This is a genomic window from Enterococcus sp. C63 (assembly GCF_040887215.1).
Classification (GTDB): Bacteria; Bacillota; Bacilli; order Lactobacillales; family Enterococcaceae; genus Enterococcus_B; species Enterococcus_B hirae.
Map to the genome: position 1 here is coordinate 1 of NZ_JBFOFI010000001.1, position 20,541 is coordinate 20,541.

Genomic DNA, 20,541 nt, shown 5'->3' on the forward strand with positions numbered 1-20,541 from the left:
TGACAGAAGAAATAACGGAAATATTAATGAGATTTGATGAGACATTAAACTCAGGAAAAAAACCAATGAAGTATGTAATGGAATTAAGTGAACGTCAAGAATCGAACAAATTATTCGATGAATCGTCAAATAGTCAACAGGTAGAATATCCTATAATGGAACAAACAATGGCAGGAAAAGCAGTTAATCAGCCTGGTTCGGAAAATAATCAAGTAAACTTTATAGAGGATCAGAATCAGGAATATCTGATTGATGAAGAAAAACATCCCCAGAATCCGCATAACATACATAATGATAGGGGCACAGGTGAGTTTATACAAAAGAAACAGGATAAGAGTATAAAAAATTCAGAAAACACCCCAGTGAATCAGAATCAGGAAACGGCTCTTGATGAAGAAAGACATCCAAAAAGAGCTGCTGCTCATTTATCTGAGAATCTACATAGTATACAAAACTTAGAAAGTAACCTAGGGCATCAAACAACCAAACAAACGGATAAGCAGACTATTCCTCAAACGGGGTATATTCTTGATCCTGTTCTTCTACAAAATGTCACTAAGAATAATTATTTAGAATATATTCAACTATATCAATCTATTCAGTCGACCATCAAAATAGAGACATTTTGTGACATAATGGAATTGTCACAAGATACATTTCAAGAGTTGCTTAAAGAAGCTGTTCCAGCTGAGTCAACTAATAGTGAATTAGGATATATAGAGAATAAAAGGGAAATTATACCGAGAGAATATAAATTAGAAAAGATCAATTTATATCTCAATTCTCAACATTCTTACGAATCTAAACGGCAGTTTTGTGATAAGAACAATTTAGACTATGATTCCTTTAGATCTTGGATAAGGGAACATAAAAAGGGGGAATTACCTCGTCAATCAATATCGACTATTGAAGAATTGATCAGTAGGGAACAAGATGGGAGAAATCTGTATTGTACTGCTAAGGTTAAGAAAGCCTGTGTACTTTTATGGAGAAGTAAGCGAATAGCACACAAGGTATTGTGTAAAAAATTGAACATTTCTGATGCGACTTTAAGAACTTGGAATAATAGATACGACCAGGCACGTGGTAAGAAGCAGGAGTTAATAACAACTCTCACAGAATTAAAAGAAAGGAAGTTAAAGCTAGGAAAGCTGTGTTGTACGGAGGAAGTTAAAAGAGAATGTGTTCTTTTATATAAGAATCAAGAAATGTCCATAGAGCAATTATGTAAGATTTATCATTTGACTCCGAATACGGTTAATGCTTGGATCGAAGAATATGACCGATTACTCCAAAATTCAGAAAGAACATCCCAAGCACGCCAAACTTTTTCAACTAATGTCGGGAATGCTAAATTTACAACAGCAGACAATAATGCGAGGTTAGCTCATGAACAAGGTAAGAGTCAAGGCAATCAAAGGATGCAACATAGTATACAAAACTTAGAAAGTAACCTAGGGGATCAAACAACCAAACAAACGGATAAGCAGCTTAATCCTCCAGCGAGGCACTCTCTTGACCCTGTTCTTCCACAAAAAGTCAATCAATCATACACTAAAAATGATTATTTAAAATATATTCAACTATACCAATCCATTCAAACGACCATCAAAATAGAGACATTTTGTGACATAATGAAATTGTCGCAAGATACATTTCAAGAGTTGCTTAAAGAAGCTGTTTCAGCTGAGTCAACTAATAGTGAATTAGGATATATAGAGAATAAAAGGGAAATTATACCGAGAGAATATAAATTAGAAAAGATCAATTTATATCTCAATTCTCAACATTCTTACAAATCTAAACGGCAGTTTTGTGATAAGAACAATTTAGACTATAGTTCCTTTAGTTCTTGGATAAAGGAACATAAAAAGGGGAATTTAACTCGTAAATCAATCTCTACTATCGAAGAATTGATCAGTAGGGAACGAAATGGGAGAAATCTGGATTGTACCGCTAAGGTTAAGGAAGCCTGTGTACTTTTATGGAGAGGTTGCTCAATGACTAAGACTGAATTAAGTAACAAATTGAACATCAATGATATGGTTGTAAGATCTTGGGAAGATAGGTACAACCGGGCACATGGAAATGAGCAGAAGAAAATAATAACAACTCTCTCAGAATTAGAAAATAGGGATTTAAAGTTCAGGTATTTGAGTTGTACGGAGAAAGTCAAAAAAGAATGTATTCTTTTATTAAATGATACAAAAAATACCAAGGGACGAATATGTCAAAAGTATCATTTGAACGTTAAAACATTTTATAATTGGTACAATAAATATAAACTACTACTTAATGGTGCAGAAAAAGATTCAAAAGAACGCCAAACTTTTTCAACCAATGTCGGGAATGCTAAAATTACAGCAGCAGACAATAATGCGAGGTTAGCCAATGAGCAAAATAAGAGTCCAAATTTATTCTTGGGTAATCAAAAGATCCAATAAAATTCTAATAAGTTAATTATAGGTAAAGTGGAATGAACGTTAAATATAATTGAAATAAATTAAACAATTACTTTGAAAAAAAACAATAGTTGGATCTTGATCGAACATTTTTTTCTAAAAAGGAGAAAGAATAAACTATTTGCTAGAAAATTTGATATTAAAATAGATAAATAATTAGAAAAGGAAATTACTATGGAAAATGAATGGACGGAACAACGATACATAACAAAGAATGTAATAGGTTCCAATGGAAATGGGCAACAGTCATATGGTGAGCTAGGACAAGATAATCATCTGGTTAATGAGTCCAGTCCGGAGGAGGAGCTAGTAAGTCACATAATCAACCAAGGTCCTCCAACTATTCAAGAATTAGAAGCGGCGTATACTCTTTTTTCTAATCTTGAACCAAAGGAGCAAAGGATAGGGCAAATAGAGGAACAAGGAATAAAAGATGTCAATATGTTTGATTCAGGAAATAAGCGAGTGCACCCTAGATCAGACGAAAACGTGGGATATCCAAAAAGGCTAAAAGGCGCAAATAACCATTTATTTAATGAGCGAGACACCATAAATGATTCACAATTCCCACCTCAAACGACAAGAGAATCGGGCAATAAGCCCAGTCCAGAAGAAGACCTAGTACGCTACGTGTTCGAACTGGGTCCTCTGACTCGTCAAGAATTAGAATTAGCCGATACTCTTTTTTCTAATCATGAAACAAAAGAGCAAAGGATAGCCGAGGAGAGGAAAGGACAAACAGAGGGACAAGAAATAGAAACTGGAAATATGTTTGATCTGGAAAATAATCGAATGAACTCTGTAGTGGGCCAAAATTCGGAATCTTCGATTGATGAAGAAAAACATCTCCAGAATCCGCATAGCGTACATAATGATAGGGACACAAGTGACTTTACACAAAAGAACATACAAGACAAGAGTACGAAAAATTCAGAAAGCACCCCAGTGAATCAGAATCAGGAAACGGTGCTTGACAAAGAAAGACATCCAAAAAGAGCTACTGCTCATTTATCTGAGGGTCTACATAATATACAGCACTTAGAAAGTCAAACAACCAAACAAACCGATAAGCAGCTTAATCCTCAAACGAGGCACTCTCTTGACCCAGTTCTTCCACAAAAAGCCAATCAATCAGACACTAAGAATGATTATTTAGAATATATCCAACTGTATCAATCCATTCAGTCGACCATCAAAATAGAGACATTTTGTGACATAATGGAATTGTCAGAAGATATATTTCAAGGGTTGCTTAAAGAAGCTGTTCCAGATGAGTCAACCAATAGTGAAATAAGATATCCAAGGGATAAAAGAATAGTTTTCCCAAAAGAATACAAATTGGAAAATGTTAAATTATATCTTAATTCTAAACATTCTTACAATTCTATCACTTATTTTTGTTATAAGAAAAATTTACCCTATATGCCCTTTCTAAATTGGCTCAAAGAGTATACAGAGTGGAAATTAACTCGTGAATCAATATCGACTATCGAAGAATTAATAAGTAGCAAACAAACTGATGGGTATCTGGATTGTACTGATAAAGTGAAGGAGACCTGTGTACTTTTATGGAGAGGTTGCTCAAAGACTAAGACTGAATTATGTGACAAATTGAACATCACTGATGGGGTTTTAAGAGCTTGGATGGATAAATACAATCAAGCACATAGAAATCAGCAGAAGAATATAATAACAACTCTTACAGAATTAAAAGAAAGGAAGCTAAATTCAGGAAAGCTGTGTTGTACGAATGAAGTTAAAATAAAATTAGTTCTTTTATATAAGAATCGAGAAATGTCCGTGAAGCAATTATGTAAGATTTATCATTTGAATCCGAAAACGGTTTATAACTGGATCAAGAACTATGACCGATTACTCCAAAATTCAGAAAGAACATCCCAAGAACGCCAAACTTTTTCAACCAATGTCGGGAATGCTAAAATTACAGCAGCAGAAAATAATGCGAGGTTAATCCATGAGCAAAATAAGAGTCCAAATTTAGTCTTGGGTAATCAAAGGATTCAATAAAATTCTAGCCAGTTAATCACAAGTAAAATTGGAATGAACATTAGATACAATGAAAATAAACCGACAAATTATGTTGACCAAGTCCAATGGATTAATCTTGGTCGAACATTTTTTTCTAAAAAGAAGAAAAAGTAAACTAGTTGTTAGAACATTCGATGTTAAAATAGATAAATAATAAATGAATAAAAAAGGAAATGATTATGGAAAAGAAGTCAAGTTCCTTAGATTGCATTATATGAACGTTTGTAAGTCTCTGATAGTATTTTAGCGGCTGGACAAAAGCTATGGTTAAGTTGTTATTAAACAGAATCTCACAAAAACGGTAAACTTGTTTTATAAATATTGAATATAACAAAGATTTAGCAGCAAAAATAATAAATGGAGCTCTATTGTCAACGGGAATGACTTAATTTTATTTTTTGGAAAAAATCTATATACAATGAATCAAGTCAGATACGTTAGAAAGAAAGGTCGGGAATGATGAGTAAAAGAGAAGAAGGGGTTTATGTTGACCCTCATACAAAAGATGTCAGGTGCCATTCTCAATGGGACGATATTAGAAAAATCATCAACAAGAATCAAATGAACTATTTCAATCATCTATCAAAACTCTTTGAAAAAAAACCGTTAATTTATTTTGAAATTGAAAAAAAATGATGGATAAACAGGATATTAAAGGTATCTCTTTATTGGTTTTGTTAAAAAGGGAAGGAAAAGGTCTGGCATCCAGCGAATTATTATATCCACCATTGAAAAATATTCGAGAGATTATGATAAAAGGATTGATGAAGGAATGTAGACAACAGGCATTCATTCAATTGAATGAAAAATACCAACAAAATGGGCATAGAATTGTTGAAATCACAGACCCATACTTTATATCATCTGACAATAAAGAAGAAAAACGTGATCTAGTGGGGATAAGAAAACACCTGAAGAAGGAGTTCGCAAAATATCCTAAAGAAGAACAAAGTGTAAAAATAGAGGAGAATCGAGATAATCGCTTTTAGCTCTTTGTCCAGCCGGATAAGGTTAGCTAATACATATCAAAATTAGTTTTTTTACAACTAATGTTGGTAAAGAGAAATCTTAGAATAAAAAGGACAGAAAGAAGAAAAATTCCTTTTTGTCCTTTCTATTAGCTATAGATTGTTAGGTCTAGTGTATTTAAGGTATCTTTGATAAGTTGAGTATAAGACAGCTTGAATCCTTTTATGACTTGGTCAGTCAAATCCATTCTAAATGGTTTCGAGGTGTCTTTTCTTATTTTTACCTTTTTTTCTGAAAAATAAAAAAGCAATTGGATCGACACATTTCGATATCAATTATTTGATTTTTTAGCGGAAGTAGTTATTTACTAACTTAATGTTAAATTACTCTAAAGGAGAGTGCCCCTATGAAAAATGAAACGATTAAAATTCCTCAAGAGGGCTGTCATGTAGGTGATGAGAATGAGGAAATAAAAGGTTCGAATGATTTAAACGAGGCAAATGAAGATCATCGTTTGCTTCACCAAGACTCGGGCAATTTATTCAACCCTATATTAAAGGATAAACTTCCGATAGCTCAAACAGTGGAAGTGTCAGACAATACAGTTCACACAAAAAGAAAACAAATGTTTGATGAGCAGAAATCAGTTAATCTTCAAGGATGGGACGAATTATATAATCCGCTGTTAAATGGCAATTATACGATAGAGCAAGCAGTGAAAGTGTTAGGTGATATATATGAACCAAAAAGAATACGAATATCTGATGAGGCGAAATCAAATGAACATCAAGAACAATCTGATCATCAGAATCGAAATATAAGTGACTTTACAGAAAAGGAAATACAAGATAAGCGTACGAAAAGTTCCGAAAACATCCCAGTGGCTCAGGCAATCAAACAAATTGATAAACAGCCTATTTCTCAAACGGCGCACTCTCTTGAGCTTGCTCTACCAAAAAAAGTCAATAAAACATATCCTAAAGTGGATTACGTTCAACTATATCAATCCATTCAATCAGTTATCACAAGAGAGACATTTTGTGACATATTGGAATTATCAATTGATACATTTCAAAAGTTGCTTGAACATGAAGATGTTGTCCCCGATCAGTCAGCCAATAGTGAATCAGAACATATAGATAAAAAAGAGAAGTTAACTCGTAAAACAATATCGACTATCGAAGAGTTGAGGAGTAGGGAACAAACTGAGGAGTATCTGAATTGTACTAATGAGGTTAAGGAAGCTTGTGTACTTTTATGGAGAAGTAAACGATTAATTCAGAAAAAATTGTGTGACAAATTGAACATTTCTGATAGGAATTTAAGAAATTGGGATAATAAATACAATAAGGCACTTAGAAATAAGTACATAATAACAACTCTCAAAGAATTAAAAAATAGGGAGCTACTGCCAGGAAAGTTGTCTTGTCTAGCTGAAGTTAAAGTAGCATGCGTTCGTTTACTTAAGAATAAAAAAATGACTAAAAAGCAAGTATGTAAATACTATCGTTTGGTTCCGAAAACGTTGGATAATTGGATTAAAAATTATGATCTATTACTAAAAGAAATAGAAATAAAATCACAAGGACTTCAAACTTTTTCAGCAAGTATTGGAAATGCTAAAATTACGGCTACAGAAAGTAATATAAGGATAGAACATAAACAAGATACGAGTCCAAATTTAATTTTTGGCGGAAGGACGTAATAAAATTCTAACAGGATAATCATTAGTAAAATCGAATAAACCTTAGAAAAAAATAAAACAAACAAAAAATTATTCAGAAAAAGACCAAGAATTTGATTTTGATCGAACATTTTTTTCTAAAAAGAAGAAAAAGTGAATTATTTGTTAGAACATTCGATGTTAAAATAGAGAAACAATAAATGTATTAAAAAGGAATTGATTATGGAAAATAAGTGAAATGCCTGAGAGTGGATGTATAGACGTTTGTACATAAGTGGTAGTGTTTCTGATAATTGAATAAAATGATCTGAGCAAGTGCTGTAGAACAGAATCTTACAAAAACAGTAAACTTATTTATTAACGGAACGATATTATGAAAATTATCAAAAAGAATCAAATGAACTATTTCAACCATCTATCAGATCTCTTTGAAAAAAATCCGTTAGCGTATTTTGAAATTGAAAAGACCATTATGGATAAATACGAAATTAAAGGTATTTCTTTATTGCTTTTGTTAAAGCGAGAAGGAAAAGGGCTTGCTTTCAGCGAATTATTTTATCCGCCATTGAAAAATATTCGAGATTTTATGATAACAAGATTAATGAAGGAATGTAGACAACAGGCGTTCATTCAATTGAATGAGAAATACCATCAAAATGGGCATAAAAATACTGAAATTACTGGTCAATATATTAGTCAAACACCTTGTGATAAAGAAGAAAAACATGAATTAATGGAAATAAGAGAACGTTTGCAGAAGGGTTTCGTAGCATCTCATACAGAAGAACAACGTGTAAAAACAGAAGAGAAATCGAGATAATTATAGCTCTTAGTTCTTTATCAAATCTAATAAGATTTCTAATAAACATCAAAATTAGTAACTTCAACTAGTTTTGATGTTTTTTGCTTCACATTAAAGTATGTTCTTTCAGCATTTCTTGTAGTAACTAGGAAAAAGTAGCGTTTTCTCAATCATAGTTAGTTGGTATCTCTTTGTGGTAACAATAAGCTGAAGTTCCTGGGGAAAGTAAATGATCCACGACTTCATTTGCTGTTGAATAGTGCTATAAAAAATTCCGCATAATAACCTACAACACTCCATTATACTAAAAATTTTTCATATACAGTGTTGTAATATGAACATAATTTTCAAAAAAAAAAATAAAAGGGTCTGTCTTGTGACCGATTTCATGATAAGCTTTTTTTATAAAAAAGTTAATGAACTTATCTAGCTTAATTGGCAATAATTTTAGACTACGGTGATAGAATATGAAAATTGGAGAAAAAAGAGAAAACATCAAAACAATTTGCACACGCATTTATCTAGTTTGAATGATAAGATCTCGGTTACAACACAGAAAATTCAAATCAACCAGATGAGCGATGCACTACAAACCACAAATAAAAAATGATATAAAAGTAAAAAGTATTGAGAGGGACGTTAGAGAGTTATGTAAAAAAAGAAATGGGGTAAAAAGATGAAGTTTACTCAAATACAAAAAATTCATGTAAATCCAAATGTTGGCAATGTGAATCGACATAATGACTATCGAACAATCCAACTATACTTAATGTAGAACTAAATAGATAGCAACTATTAATATTTTGTAGGAGGTAGTCAACAGATGAATAAAGAAGATAATAAACTAACAAAATCTTTTTTACTTAGGCCAGACAAAGATCTTCAAACTTTTGCACATTCAAATAAGATTAGTACCAAAAGTATGAAACAAGTATTAGAAGAAAAGCTAAAATTTCCATGGGAAAAATTAAACGATTATTTACCAGAGCTATTAGAAAAATCAAGCTATCATTGTATCGTTGAAAAAATTTTGAGTGAACATTCAGAGTTTGGTAAAGTAGTTCCTCTCAGTGAAGAGGCCAATAGGGAAATAAGTATTATTATGAATAAAATAGGAATTTCTGAACAATCTCAGTTCAGTGAAATTTTACCCAAATCAATTTTAGAAAATCCAATAAGTTTGGAGAGGTTTTCTGAAAATTTAGAAAAATATGTTTCTTCGTCTGAATTTACGATGTATATTAATGCAGCAGAGATTCCAAGTACTATATCATCAGAAGAGATACTTAGCGATAATATAATAAATTTTGAACTAAACAAAACGATTCAAAAATACAATGAACTAGCTGTTAATGGAGGAAATATCATTACTAAACGAGATGTTAAAAGCACCTTACTTCATTATTTAAGTAGAAAGGATAATGAATCATATAGGCCTAAGGTCGATACAGAAGTACTTATTGAAGTTGTTGTCAAAGCATCGCCACATTGCCATTATATTAAAAATTCGTCTTTATCCTCTCAAAATTGGTTCTATAAGATTTTTTTAGAAAATGAAGGGAATTCTAAATTTGCTGAGCTACAGAAGGGAATGTTTAAATTAATTTCAAAAGATGAAACATACACTGCCACTAAAATAAATGAACAATATCGGATAAATCATAGTTTTGCTAATGAAGCGTCTATGAGCTCGTTAAACATACCTGAACATGAAGGACGTTAGTTTCATATGAAATCCCTTAGGAAAAGTAAAAATGTTAGATCTTTTTCTCTTATCTTAATAAATAAACATACGTCACCAACAGAATTTATTTTCTCTATTTTGTTGGTGACGGTTCTTTGTATGAATGTGTGAATTTTTATAGACTATTACTTATTTTTCTTAGCTAGCGATATAAACTTTGTTATTCAACCGTAAATTAATTATGTAAACCATTTAATCAAAACTATTTGGTTATGTACTTACTCTTATGATACACTGATTTTGACTATAGGAAATAGGAGAATGAAGCATGCAAGATTATCAATACCCGCTTGATTTAGATTGGACCACCGAAGAAATGGTCATTGTAATGAAGATGTGGGAGGATTTAGAGTTAGCCAACGAAAAGGGCATCGATAATGCTCGTTTTTTAAAATCATACCAACAATTCAAAACAGTTATTCCATCTATCGGGGAAGAAAAAAGATTAGGAAAAGAATTTGAAAAAGTATCAGGTTATTCATTGTATCGAACAGTTCAAGCAGCAAAAAAGAATCAGAAAAAAATCCTAAAAATGAATGGGTGAGAACATGAATAAACAAGAGCTGATCCATCAGATCAAAATCTGGCTTGAAGAAGCAGCGGAGAAAATACGTGCGGTACAAATCGAGACGCTTAAAGTTGATCAAAAATCCAATCGAAAAGATCTGGTTACCAATATGGATCGTGATATCCAAGCTTTTTTGATTGAAAAGATTCAGGCGTATAATCCAGAAGCGAAAATTCTTGCGGAAGAAGAAGGATATAGTGAGTTAGAAAATTTTGAAGGTCAGGTATTTATTATTGATCCAATTGATGGAACTATGAACTTCGTGCTTGAACAAGAGAATTTTTGTATTATGTTAGGTGTTTATCAAGATGGTATTGGACAACTTGGTTTTATTTATGATGTGATGAAAGAAGCGCTGTATTGGGGTGGAAAAGATTTAGGTGTTTATATGAATGACCATCCGTTAACTAAGCCAGAAGACCTTCGTTTAAAAGATGGACTTATTGGTTTGAACGGTTATCTTTTTAGTCATAATCGGTGGAATGTCCGAACGATTGGTGAACAAAGTATGGGTGTTCGTATTTATGGATGTGCAGGACTAGAAATGATTGCACTTTTAAAAGGGAAACATATTGGTTATATTGCAAATTTGAGCCCGTGGGACTATGGCGCAGGGAATGTTTTACTCGCTGAATTTGGAATGAAATATAGCGGTATCTCAGGAGAAAAGCTAAAATTTCGAGGAAGAGAATATTATATTGCGGCTACACCTCAAGCCTATGATGAAATTCGGGCACTTATTGCTGCGGCTGATTCGCTAAATAAGTAAAAAAACCGCAAAATTAAGAAAAATATGGCTAAAATATTAATTTTCTCGAAAAAATGAAAACATTTTACTATATTTCATGAAAAAAGTTTGCTATAATAAACAGTCGAGTAAAATTGCACTGTCATAAAGAACCGAGAAGGAGTTAGTTACATTGAACTATAGAAATGATATCCGTAACGTAGCGATCATCGCCCACGTTGACCACGGAAAAACCACATTGGTTGATGAATTATTGAAACAATCAGATACATTAGACGCACACACACAATTACAAGAACGTGCGATGGATTCAAATGCTTTAGAAAAAGAACGTGGAATCACGATTTTAGCAAAAAATACCGCAGTTGATTATAAAGGGATTCGTGTCAATATCATGGATACACCTGGGCATGCGGACTTTGGTGGCGAAGTTGAACGAATCATGAAAATGGTTGACGGCGTTGTCTTAGTAGTTGATGCTTATGAAGGAACGATGCCACAAACTCGTTTTGTTTTGAAAAAAGCGCTAGAACAACATATTACACCGATCGTAGTTGTGAATAAAATTGATAAACCTTCTGCACGACCTGAGTTTGTTGTTGATGAAGTATTAGAATTATTTATTGAACTAGGTGCAGATGATGATCAATTAGATTTCCCAGTTATCTATGCTTCAGCATTAAACGGAACATCTAGCTTGTCTGATGATCCAGCTGATCAAGAACCAACAATGGCACCGATCTTTGATACAATTGTTGAAAAAATCCCTGCGCCAGTAGACAATAGCGATGAACCATTACAATTCCAAGTATCATTGCTTGATTATAACGACTATGTTGGACGTATCGGGATTGGTCGTGTCTTCCGTGGAACGATCAAAGTAGGGGACCAAGTTGCCTTACTAAAATTAGACGGTTCAGTTAAAAAATTCCGTGTAACTAAATTATTTGGTTTCTTCGGCTTGAAACGTTTAGAAATTGACGAAGCAAAAGCTGGAGATCTAATTGCCGTATCAGGAATGGAAGATATTTTCGTTGGGGAAACAGTGACACCTGTGGACCATCAAGATGCTCTGCCAATTCTACACATTGACGAACCAACACTGCAAATGACTTTCTTAGTGAATAATTCACCATTTGCTGGCCGTGAAGGGAAATATGTCACTGCTCGTAAAATTGAAGAACGCTTGATGGCTGAGTTGCAAACGGATGTTTCATTGCGTGTTGAACCAACAAATTCTCCAGATGCTTGGACTGTTTCTGGTCGTGGAGAACTTCATTTGTCAATCTTGATCGAAAACATGCGTCGTGAAGGTTATGAACTACAAGTATCTCGTCCTGAAGTTATCGAAAAAGAAATTGATGGCGTGAAATGTGAACCTTTTGAACGTGTTCAAATCGACACACCTGAAGAATATATGGGTAGCGTAATCGAATCATTAAGCTTACGTAAAGGTGAAATGCAAGACATGATCCATACTGGTAATGGACAAATCCGTTTGACATTTTTAACACCAGCTCGTGGCTTGATCGGTTATTCAACTGAATTCCTTTCAATGACTCGTGGCTACGGAATCATGAACCACACATTTGATCAATACCTACCAATGTTACCAGGTCAAATCGGTGGACGACACCAAGGTGCGTTAGTATCGATTGATACTGGAAAAGCAACAACTTATTCAATCATGAGTATCGAAGAACGTGGAACTGTTTTTGTTGAACCAGGTACAGAAGTTTATGAAGGCATGATCATTGGTGAAAATAGTCGTGACAATGACTTGACTGTTAACATTACGAAAGCAAAACAAATGACTAACGTTCGTTCTGCTACCAAGGACCAAACATCTGTTATCAAAAAACCAAAACAATTGACGTTAGAAGAATCGTTAGAATTCTTGAATGACGATGAATATTGTGAAGTAACACCGGAAAGTATCCGTTTAAGAAAACAAATCTTAAACAAAAATGCACGTGAAAAAGCTTCTAAAAAGAAAAAATAATCATCTGTTCAACTTGTTGATACAGTGATGTTTAGTTTTGAGAAATAAACCGAAGAAGTCCCAAAATAGGAGTAACTATTTTCGGGCATCTTCGGTTTATTTTTTGTTCAGATGACTGGTAAATCAGCATTAAAGTGGATGAAAAGAAAAATACTGTCGGAAAATTTTGCTTCTCAATTTTTTAGAACGTATTCAATTGTTTGAAATTAAAAGGAGAGAATTGTTTTTCCTTTTTCTAAAATTGTTATCTGTGGAGAAGTTAATAAAAATTAAAAGAAAAATTCAATAAGTACGCTAAAAGTTTATTAAAAGTCTTTTTAAAATCTTTAATTACCTCGGTTTTTGTTTCACGAAAAGCGTAAGTTTCACAAAAAGCATGTTGTACTTGATTGCTTGGAGAAGTAAAATATAATTGACGTATTATAGTTATAGAGGGGCGATAGAAGAGTCAATAATAAAAGATTGCTCTAGGCTTTTTATAAATAAAAAAACTAAACCGGGACGAGCGACAGTTTTTTGACATAAAGCTGAATTTCGTAAAACATGGGGAGCTGTTTCGAGATTTTCATCCTTAATGCTCCTTCGATTACTCGGCGCAGTTTTTACTTGGTGAGCGCTCAGGTCAAAGCGCCCTTTTCACAACCTCTTAAATCAACTAAAAAGTAGGGATAAAATGAATGATATATTAAAACAATACTTTGGTTATGAAGTATTTCGCCCTGGACAAAAAGAAATTATCCAAAAGGTACTTGATCATGAAGACGTCCTAGGGATCATGCCTACAGGAAGTGGGAAGTCCATTTGTTATCAATTGCCAGCGTTGATGCTGGATGGCTTGACTGTAGTCATTTCTCCTTTGATCTCTCTGATGAAAGATCAAGTAGATGCTGCCAATCAGTTAGGCATTTCAGCGACATTTATCAATAGTTCATTGGATAGTTATGAGACTGCTTCTCGGTTTCGATTACTCGAACAGCAACAAATCCAATTATTATATGTTGCGCCAGAACGGTTTATCATGCCAGATTTTATCCAATCAATGAAACGTTGGCACGTGCAACTGATAGCGATTGATGAAGCGCATTGTATCTCACAATGGGGACATGATTTTCGTCCAAGCTATCTTCATATGGCAGAAACATTAAACACGTTTGATCAACGACGGGTCATTGTGGCATTGACTGCTACTGCAACAAAGCAAGTAGCAGAAGATATTAAAAGACTTTTAAAGATACCAATGGATAATCATATTCAAACGGGTTTTGCACGAGAAAATCTACGTTTACAAGTAGTAAAAGATCAAAAAAAAGAGCAGTACTTAATTGAGTATCTACGTATCAATAAAAAGCAATCAGGGATCATTTATGCCGCTACCCGCAAAGAAGTTGATCGAATCTATCATTTGTTAAAGAAATTTGATTTCAGTGTTGGCAGATATCATGGTGGGATGAGTGAAAGCCAACGAACAGAAATCCAAGAAGACTTTTTATATGACCGTACAGAATTATTAGTTGCAACGAATGCTTTTGGCATGGGGATCAATAAGAGTAACATCCGCTTCGTCATTCATTATCAGATTCCTGGTTCTTTAGAAGCTTACTATCAGGAGGCGGGAAGAGCAGGTCGTGATGGGCTCTTAAGTGAGGCTGTCTTGTTGTTTGCTCCCCAAGATATCCAGGTCCAAAAATTTTTTATCCAACAATCCCAACGAGAAGAGTCACAAAAACAAAAAGAATACGAAAAATTAAAAGCAATGACGGAATACGTCTACATCGAATCCTGTCTGCAACAATATATTCTTACTTATTTTGGCGAAAAAAGTATCCCATGTGGAAGATGTGGTAACTGTTTAGATGAACGTGAACTAGTCGATGTAACGACTGAAACACAGATGGTGTTGTCTTGCTTGAAACGCATGGGTGAAAATTATGGGAAACAATTGTTGATGAAGGTATTAGCTGGTTCGAAAGAACAAAAAGTCAAGATGCTAGGTTTTCAAGCGTTATCAACTTATGGCTTATTAAAAAAATGGGCACAAAAAGATATTCTTCAGTTGATCGAGTATCTTATTTCTGGTGGTTATCTGTATTCAATGAACGGTGAATACCCCACGTTGAAAGTAACGGAACTAGGAATCGAAGTGTTAAAAGGGAAACAAAAAGTATTTAAAAAAGAAGCTGAAAAAGTCCAACAACTTTCTGATGAAGAAGCTGACACCTTATTTGAAACGCTAAGAGAGTTACGAACTGACTTAGCTTCTGAAGCAGGCGTGCCGCCTTATGTGGTGTTTTCAGATGCGACTTTAAAAGAAATGAGTCGACAACGTCCAAAAGATCGACTTTCTTTATTGCAGATAAAAGGGGTAGGACAAAGCAAGTTAGACAAATACGGGGACGCTTTTTTAGCACTGATACTTTCTAGTTAAGTAGTGTATCGTTTGTAAAATTAGTGCATCTATTGTTTTTGCTCATGATAGGCTAGCAAATAGTAAAAAAAGAAGAAAATCCCTGAGCGAAAACTGGGATTTTTCCCCGTTAGAATTTTAAGTATGTTATAATAAATAAACTTAGAATGGGGGTAGGCTTAGATGGATTCTCTATCAAATGAATTTGCAGTTCAAGTGCTTAAAGATGAATCAGAACGAATCAAACGCTTGATCAAAAATCAAAAAAATAGCCTGTGTATCTCACAATGTAAGGCATTTGAAGAAGTAGTAGATACGCAAATGTATGGCTTCTCACAACAAGTCGGATTTGCCGTTCGTGTAGGCATCATCGATAAAACGGAAGGACAATTGTTGCTGAGTGAGCTAGAGCGTGAACTGAACCGATTATATAGTGAGGTTTACCAAGAAAATTACGATAAAAAAGAAATTGGCAAGGAGGAGTAAACTTGCCTAAGAAAGTAAAAAAAAGGCATTTATTAAACTATAGTATTTTGATTCCTTACTTGATTCTATGTATTTTAGGTTTAATCATGGTCTATAGTTCATCATCTTATTTATTGCTAGAAAATGGAAGCAGTCCTTCCGCCTCTTTTTTTAACCAAAGTTTGTTTTGGGGCGTTAGCTTAGTAGCTATTGGACTTTTATATAAAATGAAAACATCCGTATTAAAAAATCAACGACTGATTATGGCAGCTATTGCTGTACTGACGATCTTGCTATTGATCGTTTTATTCTTCGGGAAAGAGATCAATGGAGCGAAAGGATGGCTTCAAATCGCTGGATTCTCTCTCCAGCCAGCTGAATACTTAAAGATCATTGTGATTTGGTACTTAGCATTAACGTTATCTAAAAGACAAAGAAGCGTTCAAAAAGATTTTGTTTCTACTGTTAAAAGACCGTTACTGTTAGTGTTGGCACTAACAGCGCTAGTTGCTATTTTACCCGATTTTGGTAATGCAACTGTCATTTTTTTAATTATCTTAGTCTTACTTTTGGCTAGTGGTATCAACTACGTTTATACGTTGATCGTTGGGGTCGGTGGGGTTGGCTTGAGTGCTTTAGCAATCTGGTTGATCAATATCACCCACGGGAAAATATTTCCCGGACGTTTACAATATATCTATAACCGATTTGCCATTTATCAAAATCCTTTTTCTGACGAGTTGAACAAAGGTCATCAATTAGCTAATGGTTATTATGCGATGTTCAATGGAGGGCTTTTTGGTCGAGGTCTTGGAAATAGTATCCAGAAAAAAGGTTTTTTAAATGAAGCGCAGACGGACTTTATTTATGCCATTGTGGTAGAAGAGTTAGGCGTGATCATGGGGATCTTGATTCTTGCTTTACTGTTTTTCATGATTGTTCGGATCTTTTTGGTGGGGATTCGCTCAAAAGATCCATTTAATTCTCTATTATGTATTGGGATTGGTGCCATGTTCATGATCCAAATATTTATCAATTTGGGAGGTATAACAGGCGTTATTCCGTTAACTGGGATCACTTTCCCATTTTTGAGTCAGGGAGGATCTAGTTTATTGATGTTATCAATTTGTGTTGGCTTCGTCTTGAATATCAGTGCAGATGAAAAACGAAAAAGTTTAGGTTTATACTAAAAAGATGTAGGAGTGGTTTGATGGAAAAAGTTTTAGTTGCTAACAGAGGAGAAATTGCTGTACGAGTGTTTCGAGCATGTACAGAATTAGGAATTAAAACTGTAGGTATCTACGCAAAAGAAGATGAGTATTCCGTGCACCGGTTTAAAGCAGATGAAGCATATCTAGTTGGCGAAGGGAAAAAACCGATTGATGCTTACTTAGATATTGAAGGGATTATTGCCATTGCGAAAGCCTGTGGAGCGGATGCGATCCATCCAGGCTATGGGTTGTTATCTGAAAATCTAAGTTTTGCAAAACGATGCAAGGAAGAAGGCATCACTTTTGTAGGACCAGACTTACATCATTTGGATATCTTTGGTGACAAGATCAAAGCAAAAGCAGCAGCTATCGCAGCTGGAATTGCTTCGATTCCTGGGACTGATGGACCGATTGAAAAGGTCGAAGATGCTTTGTCTTTTGCTGAAACGTACGGTTATCCGATCATGATTAAAGCCGCTCTAGGTGGTGGGGGACGAGGCATGCGTGTCGCCCATGATGAAAAAAGCGCTCGAGAAGGCTATGATCGTGCGAAAAGTGAAGCAAAAGCGGCATTTGGCAGCGATGAAGTGTATGTTGAAAAATATATTGCAAATCCTAAACACATCGAAGTCCAAATTTTGGGCGATAAACATGGAAATGTGATCCATTTATTTGAAAGAGACTGCTCTGTACAAAGACGTCACCAAAAGGTAGTAGAGGTAGCACCTTGTGTCTCCATGTCGACTGAACAACGCGAACGCATCTGTCAAGCAGCCGTTCAATTAATGAAACACGTTGGTTATGTCAATGCTGGGACGGTTGAATTTTTAGTTGAAGGAAATGACTTTTATTTTATCGAAGTCAACCCTCGAGTCCAAGTGGAACATACGATTACAGAGATGATTACCGATGTGGACATCGTGACTACTCAATTATTGATTGCCCAAGGGAAAGATTTACACAGTGAAATTGGTCTGCCGCAACAAGCAGATATCAAACTAAATGGTTCTGCGATTCAATGTCGGATCACTACAGAAGACCCGTTGAATCATTTTCTTCCTGATACAGGGAAAATCGATACTTACCGTTCACCTGGTGGTTTCGGAGTGCGTTTAGATGTTGGTAATGCTTATGCAGGATATGTGGTTACCCCATACTTTGATTCACTTTTAGTCAAAGTTTGTACGCATGCGGCAGATTTTGATACGGCAATCCAAAAAATGGAACGTTGCTTAAAAGAATTTCGGATTCGTGGAGTCAAAACCAATATCCCATTTATGTTGAATGTGATTTCCCATCCTGAATTTCAATCAGGAAATGCTAAAACGACATTTATCGATAATACAAAAGAACTGTTTGAGTTCCCTCGTTTACGCGACCGTGGGAATAAAACAATGAAATACATCGGTGAAATTACCGTGAATGGCTTCCCAGGAATCAAAAATGGTGAAAAACCATTTTATGAATCTCCTCGGGTACCGAAAGATTTGATTAAACGCCCAGATTATCTGACAGCAAAAAATGTTTTAGATTCTGATGGTTCGGATGCGTTAGTCCAATGGATCAAATCGCAAGAAAACTTGTTATTGACTGATACGACATTTAGAGATGCTCATCAAAGTTTATTAGCAACTCGTGTTCGTACGAAAGACTTTAAAGAGATTGCTCAATTGACCGGTGAAGGATTACCTGAACTATTCTCAAGTGAGATGTGGGGAGGAGCAACCTTTGACGTCGCTTATCGCTTCTTGAATGAAGATCCTTGGCAAAGATTAAGAAAGATCCGAGCATTGATGCCAAATACGCTGTTACAAATGTTGTTCAGAGGTTCAAATGCAGTCGGTTATTCCAATTATCCGGATAACGTCTTAGTAGAATTTGTGAAAGAAGCAGCGGCTCAAGGAATTGATGTGTTTCGAATCTTTGACAGTTTGAACTGGGTACCGCAAATGGAAAAAAGTATCCAAGCGGTTCGAGACACAGGTAAGATTGCAGAAGCTGCGATCTGCTATACCGGAGATATCAATGATCCTAGTCGTGCAAAATATAATGTCCAATATTACAAGGACATGGCGAAAGAACTAGAACAACTTGGGGCGCATATCATTGCGATCAAAGATATGGCTGGCTTGCTGAAACCACAAGCTGCTTATCGCTTGATCAGTGAATTAAAAGAGACTACTGATCTGCCAATCCACCTTCATACACATGATACGAGTGGAAATGGAATCATTACCTATTCTGCAGCTTCGAAGGCTGGGGTAGATATCGTTGATGTGGCGATGAGTGCGATGAGTGGGAATACAAGTCAACCAAGTATGAGCAGTTTGTATTATGCTTTGGTCAACGGTCCACGGTTGCCAGAGATCAATATTCAAAATGCACAACAATTGAATCATTACTGGGAAGATGTCCGTATGTACTACAAACCATTTGAGAACGGTTTGAATGCACCAGAAACAGAAGTATATATGCATGAAATGCCTGGTGGACAATACTCTAATCTCCAACAACAAGCCAAAGCAGTTGGTTTAGGAAATAAATGGGATGACATCAAACAGATGTACCATACAGTGAACCTGATGTTTGGTGATATCGTGAAAGTTACCCCTTCATCAAAAGTTGTAGGAGACATGGCCTTGTTCATGGTTCAAAATGATTTAACGGAGGAAGATATCTATGAAAAAGGTGAAACACTGAGTTTCCCTGAATCTGTCATTACTTTCTTCCAAGGAGAGCTAGGACAACCGGTTGGAGGATTCCCGGAAAAATTACAAAAGATCATCCTTAAAGGACGAGAAGCGATTACTGAACGTCCTGGAGCTTTAGCTAAACCAGTTGATTTCCAACAAGTTAAAGCAGAATTAGCTGAAAAAATCGGCTATGAACCTAAACAAGAAGAAGTGCTGAGCTATTTGATGTATCCGCAAGTCTTTCTAGATTATCAAGCAGCCTATAATCAATTTGGTGATGTGACATTACTTGATACACCAACATTCTTCCAAGGGATTCGTTTAGGAGAAACGGTGAATGTTCAAATTGAAAAAGGCAAGATTTTGATTATTCGCTTGGATGAAATCGGCGAACCAGATATTGAAGGAAATCGTGTCTTATTCTTTAACTTGAATGGCCAACGTCGTGAAATCACAGTGAACGACCATTCGATCATCAGTACTGTACAAACACGTGTGAAAGCTGAACCAACAAATCGTGAACATATCGGTGCAACGATGTCTGGTTCTGTATTAGATGTATTAGTCAAAAAAGGAGATCATGTCAAAAAAGGCGATACATTGATGATCACGGAAGCAATGAAAATGGAAACGGCAATTGAAGCTCGTTTTGATGGTGAAATTGCGCATGTCTATGTAACAGATGGCGATGCGATCGCTTCTGGTGATTTATTGATTGAAGTAACTGAAAAATAAAGGTG

At 35.0% G+C, this 20,541-nt stretch carries 14 protein-coding genes; all 14 read left to right on the forward strand.

The annotated features are described in order from the left end of the window. A partial coding sequence (locus AB3H90_RS00005; protein ID WP_368015889.1) for a transposase occupies positions 1-2,444 on the forward strand: 2,444 nt, incomplete at its 5' end. A gap of 192 nt (positions 2,445-2,636) precedes the next feature. After that, entirely contained in the window at positions 2,637-4,490 is a 1,854-nt protein-coding gene (locus AB3H90_RS00010; protein ID WP_368015890.1) for a helix-turn-helix domain-containing protein, read from the forward strand. Between the two features lie 480 nt (positions 4,491-4,970). After that, positions 4,971-5,147: a hypothetical protein gene (locus AB3H90_RS00015; protein WP_158000817.1), complete on the forward strand. Its 177-nt coding sequence runs from the start codon at positions 4,971-4,973 to the stop codon at positions 5,145-5,147. Next, positions 5,147-5,500 carry a hypothetical protein gene (locus tag AB3H90_RS00020; RefSeq protein ID WP_368015891.1) on the forward strand — a complete coding sequence of 118 codons (354 nt, stop codon included), beginning with the start codon at positions 5,147-5,149 and terminating at the stop codon, positions 5,498-5,500. The genes AB3H90_RS00015 and AB3H90_RS00020 overlap by 1 nt, the downstream gene beginning before the upstream one ends. Positions 5,501-5,886: 386 nt before the next feature. Continuing rightward, entirely contained in the window at positions 5,887-7,185 is a 1,299-nt protein-coding gene (locus AB3H90_RS00025; RefSeq protein ID WP_368015892.1) for a hypothetical protein, read from the forward strand. Between the two features lie 352 nt (positions 7,186-7,537). Beyond that, complete coding sequence (locus tag AB3H90_RS00030) at positions 7,538-7,984, forward strand: hypothetical protein (protein ID WP_368015893.1); 447 nt, start codon at positions 7,538-7,540, stop codon at positions 7,982-7,984. Positions 7,985-8,789: 805 nt separating this feature from the next. Then, a complete protein-coding gene (locus AB3H90_RS00035) occupies positions 8,790-9,689 on the forward strand; it encodes a hypothetical protein (protein ID WP_368015895.1) in 900 nt (299 codons plus the stop codon). Between the two features lie 289 nt (positions 9,690-9,978). Beyond that, positions 9,979-10,254, forward strand: a complete 276-nt coding sequence (locus AB3H90_RS00040; protein ID WP_095454273.1) for a UPF0223 family protein — start codon at positions 9,979-9,981, stop codon at positions 10,252-10,254. A 4-nt stretch (positions 10,255-10,258) separates the two neighbouring features. Then, positions 10,259-11,047, forward strand: a complete 789-nt coding sequence (locus tag AB3H90_RS00045; protein WP_368015897.1) for an inositol monophosphatase family protein — start codon at positions 10,259-10,261, stop codon at positions 11,045-11,047. Between the two features lie 151 nt (positions 11,048-11,198). Then, positions 11,199-13,028, forward strand: a complete 1,830-nt coding sequence (gene typA / locus AB3H90_RS00050; protein ID WP_010737451.1) for a translational GTPase TypA — start codon at positions 11,199-11,201, stop codon at positions 13,026-13,028. A gap of 673 nt (positions 13,029-13,701) precedes the next feature. Beyond that, the gene (gene recQ / locus AB3H90_RS00055; RefSeq protein ID WP_368015898.1) at positions 13,702-15,453 is read left to right on the forward strand and encodes a DNA helicase RecQ; all 1,752 of its coding nucleotides are present in this window, start codon (positions 13,702-13,704) and stop codon (positions 15,451-15,453) included. A gap of 162 nt (positions 15,454-15,615) precedes the next feature. Continuing rightward, on the forward strand, positions 15,616-15,918 hold the full coding sequence (locus AB3H90_RS00060; protein WP_010719354.1) for a DUF1507 family protein: 303 nt from the start codon (positions 15,616-15,618) through the stop codon (positions 15,916-15,918). A 2-nt stretch (positions 15,919-15,920) separates the two neighbouring features. Then, on the forward strand, positions 15,921-17,087 hold the full coding sequence (locus AB3H90_RS00065) for an FtsW/RodA/SpoVE family cell cycle protein (protein ID WP_010719353.1): 1,167 nt from the start codon (positions 15,921-15,923) through the stop codon (positions 17,085-17,087). 20 nt (positions 17,088-17,107) lie between these two features. Next, the gene (locus AB3H90_RS00070; RefSeq protein WP_010737454.1) at positions 17,108-20,536 is read left to right on the forward strand and encodes a pyruvate carboxylase; all 3,429 of its coding nucleotides are present in this window, start codon (positions 17,108-17,110) and stop codon (positions 20,534-20,536) included. Positions 20,537-20,541 lie beyond the last annotated feature (5 nt).